Genomic DNA, 7,405 nt, shown 5'->3' with positions numbered 1-7,405 from the left:
CGCGATCAATTTGGGTGTAGAATATTTGCAGCTCAAACGTTTCCGGATGGTTGATAACGGAATCAAGCATCTCGTTATCTCGCTCCGCTAATATTTGATAAATCGGATTTTCAGCGTCTACGTATTGGGAAGGCTCAGTTTCTTCTGCTATCTCGACATTCTCTGATGACTGGCAACTAAAAAGAAGCAAACTTCCAAAAGAAAGTATCCAACGTTTCATGAGTGGTGTTATGGTGTTAATGTGTTCGGGTATTTAACTATTTATACTATCGCAAAATTTAAAATAAGTTTCTAAACTCGTTTTTATCAATCGTTCGCATGAACGAAAGTATTCTACGGCTAATATTGACGAGTTGCCATGATAGCACAACATTATACATCTAGAACAGCTCACAGTATTATCGTAAAATAATCCTAAACACAAAAACACCTGAACACAATAACACTTTTTTAAACATGCAATGCCCGATTTCCGGTAGCGGCCAAGCTGGCTTCTTTCATGGCTTCGGTAAAAGTGGGGTGCGCGTGCGACATGCGAGCGATATCTTCAGCAGAGGCACGGTATTCCATGGCTACAACGGCTTCGGCAATCATATCAGCGGCACGGGGGCCAATCATATGTACGCCGAGTATTTCATCGGTTTCGGCATCAGCTAATACTTTCACTAGTCCGTCGGTATCCATACTGGCGCGGGCCCGACCGGAGGCTTTGAAGGGGAAGGACCCAGATTTGTATTTGCGGCCTTCTTCTTTCAGTTGCTCTTCGGTGTAGCCCACACTAGCTACTTCGGGCCAGGTGTAAATTACACTTGGAATCAGTAGATAATTTAAGTGGGGCTTTTGCCCGGCCAGCAGTTCGGCTACGTACACTCCTTCTTCCTCGGCTTTGTGCGCCAGCATCGGACCTTTATCAATTACATCACCAATGGCGTAAATATTCTCTAGCTTAGTTTTTAGATTATCGTCTACTTCAATCTTACCCTGCTTGTTTACTTCCAGACCGATATTTTTTAATCCTAATCCCTCGGTGTACGGACGGCGGCCTACACTGACTAAGCAAATATCACCTTTTACTTCCACCGCTTCACCATTGCTGTCTTCAGCAGTGACGGTCACCTGGCGGCTGGTACTTTTTACGCCAGTTACTTTGTGCTTAAGCTTAAAGTCAAAATCCAATTTCTTTAGCACTTTAGTCAGTTCTTTGGATAAGGTAATATCAACCAGCGGAGTAATCCGGTCCATATACTCAAACACGGTGATCTTGGAACCTAAGCGGGCGTACACCGAGCCTAGTTCCAAACCAATGTACCCACCACCGATAATAATTAGATGCTTAGGTACTTTTTGCAATTCCAGTGCTTCAGTGCTGGTAATTACCCGCTTTTTGTCAATTTCTATTGATGGGAGGGTAGACGGCTTAGAACCAGTTGCGATGATCGTATTCTTTGAAGTAAACGTTTCGGTTTTGCCATCGTCCTTTTTTACCTCAATAGTCGTCTTATCCTTGAAAGAACCCATACCATGGTACACAGTAATCTTGTTCTTCTTCATTAAAAAAGCAATCCCATCTACCGTTTGCTTCACAACCCCTCGCTTTCGCTCAATCATTCGGGGCAAATCTACTTTCAGGTCGTTCAAGTCAATACCGTGTTCGGTAAAGTGTTCCTGTGCATTGTGAAAGTGCTCAGTAGAATCTAATAAGGCTTTAGAAGGAATACAGCCAACATTGAGGCAGGTGCCTCCTAATTTGCTGTACTTTTCTACAATAGCGGTTTTCATTCCAAGCTGGGCACAGCGGATAGCCGCTACGTATCCACCCGGCCCGGAGCCAATAACGGTTACGTCAAAATCCATAAATATCTCTGATTAATAGTTGTTGTCTGAATAGAAAATATAAACAGAACAAAGATAATAAACCCCGCTACGAAAGCGAGATTATGCTGCCTTAATTCCCATTTGTCCGTTTATAAACAAACAACCTGCCCCATAAATTTCATTAAGAACTAAGCATATTCACGACTAGGCTGTTTTGTTTTTGTCATGAATTGAACAATAGGCACAGTGAAGAATACGAATACGCTAAAAGCAATTTCGTAGAAGTAAAATTCAGGAGTGTAGCGTGAACCCAAGATACTAAAAAGTACGAAAGCATCGTAGATAAACAACGCCATAATTGATCCTAGTATAATCCATAGTCCGAGTTTGGTATTCGCAAACAGTAAATAGATCGCTACTGGTGCCGCAATATTCATAAATAATGAGAAAAAATCGAGAACAGCAGCAGTGCCTTCTAGCACAACACCGTTGTTAAATATATCAATCAAACGATAGCTCGCTATGAACGTGATATTTACGGCGTAGATAAGAATAAGGATTTTAGCATATATAGGATAGTGTGAAAATTTCGCTTTCATATTGTTTAACTTAATTTAAAAAATAGTTAAACATACAACCACGAAAACATGCCAGAAGTTATGTGATATTCAAATTTCGAGTGGTTTAAAATTACGACGCTATTTGAAGAACCTCCTTGTTCTCTGAAGTTAACACGCCTATGAGATATTCCATATCCATTGCTATAAAAACCATACGATTTCTGTCAGGTATCTTGACTGAAAAGCACCTCAGTTCCTTAGCTTGAGTGTTTCATAAATTTCTAAGTAACTTTTCGTAACCATCAAATGGTTGAGTTATATCATTGATACGCTCTCTGTAAATTTCGTATTGGAACTTATAAGTCAGATAAGTAGGTGAAATTTCTAAAATAACCTCATTGCGAAGGAAGGCCTGATCTTGGTCAGGAAATGTAAAGCATGTATTTACTTCATTACCTTCGTTTTGCTTTAACAAACTATAAAGTGCTTTTAATTTAAGTACTTCTTAAATTCCCAATAGCAACCGATTTGGATCTTCAATCAGCTCCTTAACTCGGTACAAGAAACTCACTGACTCACGGCCATCTACAATACGGTGATCGTAAGAAAGGGCTATGTACATGATCGGACGAATGACCACTTCACCGTCAATAGCTACTGGGCGTTCTACAATGTTGTGCATTCCCAGAATAGCGGACTGAGGCTGGTTAATAATTGGTGTGGACAGCATAGAACCGAAGATTCCCCCGTTAGTAACGGTAAATGTACCTCCCGTCATTTCATCAATGCTGAGCTTACCGTCGCGGGCTTTCTTGGCAAGACGAATTACTTCTTTTTCAACTCCATCGAATGAAAGCTGCTCGGCATTGCGAATCACCGGAACGACTAAACCTTTGGGTGAGGAAACCGCAATAGAAACATCACAATAATCGTTATAAACGATTTCATTTTCATCCAGCATGGCGTTTACGGCGGGCCATTCCTGCAGTGCTTGACAAGCAGCTTTCGTGAAGAACGACATAAACCCTAGACCCACTTCGTATTTCTCCTTGAACATTTCTTTATACTTCTTCCGCAGATCCATCACCGGCTTCATATCCACCTCGTTGAAGGTGGTAAGCATCGCCGTTTCATTTTTGGCTGCGACTAATCGGCGAGAGATTGTCTTTCGTAGAGAAGACATTTTTTCTCGGCGTTGCTGCCGTTCGCCCGATGCAGTTGGGGCTGGCTCTTCTGAGGAAGATTTTTCCTGAGAAGTTTCAGTAGACTTAGATGGCTGAGGAGCCGACTTCTTCGCTTCTACTGCATCCTCTTTGGTAATGCGCCCATCGCGGCCCGAGCCAGTTACGTCTTTGGGATCAATTCCTTTTTCGGCTAAAATCTTGGCCGCTGCGGGCGAAGCGTGTCCCGAAGCATAAGACTGTCCGTTGCTTGGAGCCGAAGTTTCTGTTTGAGATGCTTCAGGCGATTTATTCTTGCTTTCTGAACTCTTATCAGAAGGAGCGGATTTAGAAGAACTTTTCTCGCCCACTTCAATACGGCAGGCCAGTGCCCCAATCTCCAGTGTTTGCCCGGGCTCAGCTACAATCTGTAAAGTGCCAGTAGCTTCTGCAGTTAGCTCAAACGTTGCTTTATCAGATTCTATCTCGGCAATTACTTCGTCCATCTCTACATGCTCACCGTCTTCTTTTAACCATTCCGAAATGGCTACCTCCGTAATGGATTCGCCCACAGCAGGAATATTCATTTCTAGAACCTCTCCGGTAGACTTCGCTTCACTCGCTGATGGTTTCGGATCATCCTTTTTTGAAGGCTCCTCGGCTTTTTGGTCATCGGAAGAACTTTCTGCTTTAGCCGATTTGTTATCTGAGTTGGTACTTTCAGCCTGTCCGTTGGATTTTCCGTCAGGATCAATTTCACAAATAACCGTCCCAATCTCTAAAGTGTCGCCTTCGCTAGCTCTGGTTTGGAGCACCCCGGCGTGGGGGGCATTCAGTTCAAATGTTGCTTTATCGGATTCTAACTCGGCGATCACTTCGTCCATCTCTACGTAATCTCCATCATTCTTTACCCATTCAGCAATGGTAACCTCGGTAATGGATTCCCCTACGGTGGGTACTTTAATTTCCTGGCTCATAATTGTTATTTTTCTAAGCGAATGCTTTGTTAATAATTTCCTTTTGTTCTTTGGTATGAAGTTTTCCGTACCCAGTAGCCGGTGAAGCACTAGGCTTGCGAGATATTAATTCTATTTCAGTTTGACGGTAAGTACGTAATAGGTACGCCCAAGCACCCATATTTTCGGGTTCTTCTTGCACCCAATATACTTTCGCGTTTTTATAGCGCATCAACACCTTGGTAAATTGCTTTTCCGGAAACGGATGTAATTGCTCCAGCCGGACAATAGCTACATCTTTTCGTTTATCGCTTTCCTGGCGCTCCAGCAAATCGTAGTACACCTTACCAGTACAGACTAACACCTTCTTAACGGACTTGGCAGTTTTAATAGTAGAATCGTCGATAACTTCCTGAAAAGAACCTTCGGTAAATTCTTTTATGGGGGAAACTACTTTTGGGTGACGCAACAATGATTTTGGCGACATTATAACCAATGGCTTGCGGAACGACCAAGCCAACTGTCGTCGTAGAGCATGGAAAAAATTAGCGGGGTCGGTAATATTCGCTACTACAATGTTCAGATCGGCACTAAGTTGTAAAAAACGTTCAGGACGCGCATTTGAGTGTTCTGGGCCTTGGCCTTCGTAGCCGTGGGGCAGTAACATGACTAAGCCAGTCATCCGTCGCCACTTGGTTTCGGAAGTGGTAATAAATTGGTCGATCATTACCTGGGCACCGTTAACAAAGTCACCAAATTGGGCTTCCCAAATTACCAAAGCGTTGGGATTAGTCATGGCGTATCCAAATTCAAATCCTAAGGCACCGTATTCGGATAATAGCGAATTATAAATATGAAAATCAGCCTGATCTTCTGAGATATGATCTAAGCTGTTATACGGTTCATTAGTTTCTACATCGTGAATAACCGCGTGGCGGTGTGAGAAGGTGCCCCGCTGCGTATCTTGACCAGCTAGCCGTACAATTTTTCCTTCCGCGAGAATTGAGCCATAAGCTAGTAATTCAGCTGCCGCCCAGTTAAGTTCTTTCTTTTTAAAGAAGATTTCTTTGCGCTGCTTAAATTGCTTTTCAATCTGGCGGATTGGTTTAAAACCTTCCGGCAGGGTAGTTAGTGCTTCCGCTACTTTATCAATTACATCGGTAGAAATACCGGTCGGGGGCGACTCATGAAAGTCATCGGCGGTGGCTCTTCGCAAGTCGCGCCACTCTTGTTCTACGGCTTGATAGGTATACGGCAGCGGTTGCTGCTTTACCATATCGAGGCGGTCTTGTAGCAGGCCACGGAACTCTTTATCCATGTTTTCCGCTAACGCTGCATCCACATCGCCCCGTTCAATTAGCTTTTTGTTATACACCTCCCGCGGATTGGGATGTTTAGAAATAACATTGTACAGCGATGGCTGGGTGAATTTGGGTTCATCGCTCTCATTATGTCCATGGCGACGGTAGCAAACCATATCAATAAAAACATCACGATTGAACTTCTGCCGGAATTCTACCGCAGCTTTTACGCAAAACAATACTGCCTCAGGATCATCGCCATTGACGTGCATTACGGGGCAGTCAATTACTTTCGCTACGTCAGTACAGTAAACGCTGGTGCGCGCATCGTCAAAGTCAGTAGTAAAACCAACTTGATTATTAATAACAAAATGAATTGTCCCTCCGGTATGGTAACCTTCTAGTTGCGACATTTGAGCCACCTCGTACACAATGCCCTGACCCGCTACAGCCGCGTCTCCGTGAATAAGGATAGGTAAGATACGATCGTAATCGCTATCGTAATGTCGATCGGCCTTGGCTCGAACAAACCCTTCTACTACCGGATTAACCGCCTCTAAGTGCGATGGATTAGGATTTAGTTTTAAGTTTACCTCTTTTCCAGATGGAGTTGTTATTACACTAGAGTATCCTAAATGATACTTCACATCGCCATCACCGTGCGATTGGTCGGGATCAGCCGCTCCCTCAAATTCATTAAAAATTTGCTCGTAGGTTTTCCCCATAATATTGGCCAGTACATTTAGGCGCCCTCGATGAGCCATCCCAATAGCTACTTCTTCCACTCCAAGTTCAGCCGCGTGATTAATAATGCCATCCAGCGCGGGAATGGTCGTTTCTCCGCCTTCCAGCGAGAACCGTTTTTGCCCCAAGTATTTGGTATGCAAGAAGTTTTCAAAAACTACTGCTTCATTTAGTTTGGATAAGGTGCGCTTTTTTTCTTCGTCAGAAGGAGCATACACCAGTAGCTCTTTCTCAGCTTGTTTCTTCATCCACTCAACCGCTTCCCGATCACGAATGTAGGTATACTCAAAGCCAATAGTACTTACGTAAGCCTTACGGAGCGTATCAATAATCTCTTGCAGTGTGGCTGGGCCAATGCCTATTTCTTCACCGGCCACAAAAGTGGCTTTTAAATCACTCTCATCAAGGCCATAATATTCAATGCCAAGTTGTGCCTGACGATCACGCCGAGTTCGCACCGGATTGGTATCGGACTCTAGGTGGCCTCGGCGACGATAATTTCTAATTAACTTCTTTACCCCAATTTCCTTATTGGCTGGGGTTTGGGGTGCCGCAGTGCCATTATCCGAAATCCCGTTCTTGCCGAAGCGTTCTAGAGAAAAATTAAACCCCTCAAAAAACTTCTGCCAGCTTTCGTCTACTGACTCGGGGTCTTGTTGGTACGATTGGTAAAGTTCGTCGATGTAACTAGCGTGAGCATTAGAAATATAGGAATATTTATCCATAATAGGCGATTCGTTTGGTCAAAGATAGGGGATATAAAGGATGAGAAAAAATTGCATATTTGCATACACAAATATTACTGATTATGAGAATGTTACGAAAATATTTTCAAAAATTTTAGTGGTATTAGGAAGTAAATGCTGAAC

At 43.3% G+C, this 7,405-nt stretch carries 5 protein-coding genes; all 5 read right to left on the bottom strand.

The features are described from left to right. The coding region (locus WBA23_RS02685; protein ID WP_424580704.1) for a hypothetical protein at positions 1-220 on the bottom strand (220 nt) is incomplete at its 3' end. Positions 221-450: 230 nt separating this feature from the next. Beyond that, positions 451-1,854 carry a dihydrolipoyl dehydrogenase gene (gene lpdA / locus WBA23_RS02680; protein ID WP_424580703.1) on the bottom strand — a complete coding sequence of 468 codons (1,404 nt, stop codon included), beginning with the start codon at positions 1,852-1,854 and terminating at the stop codon, positions 451-453. A gap of 149 nt (positions 1,855-2,003) precedes the next feature. Continuing rightward, positions 2,004-2,414 (bottom strand): hypothetical protein, encoded by a 411-nt coding sequence (locus WBA23_RS02675; protein WP_424580702.1) that lies wholly within the window; start codon positions 2,412-2,414, stop codon positions 2,004-2,006. A gap of 466 nt (positions 2,415-2,880) precedes the next feature. After that, entirely contained in the window at positions 2,881-4,512 is a 1,632-nt protein-coding gene (gene odhB / locus WBA23_RS02670) for a 2-oxoglutarate dehydrogenase complex dihydrolipoyllysine-residue succinyltransferase (RefSeq protein ID WP_424580701.1), read from the bottom strand. A 13-nt stretch (positions 4,513-4,525) separates the two neighbouring features. After that, positions 4,526-7,261 carry a 2-oxoglutarate dehydrogenase E1 component gene (locus WBA23_RS02665; protein WP_424580700.1) on the bottom strand — a complete coding sequence of 912 codons (2,736 nt, stop codon included), beginning with the start codon at positions 7,259-7,261 and terminating at the stop codon, positions 4,526-4,528. Positions 7,262-7,405: the final 144 nt, after the last annotated feature.

The sequence above is a fragment of the Tunicatimonas sp. genome (assembly GCF_049647865.1).
Classification (GTDB): Bacteria; Bacteroidota; Bacteroidia; order Cytophagales; family Cyclobacteriaceae; genus Tunicatimonas.
This window is presented reverse-complemented; position numbering and strand designations above follow the sequence as displayed.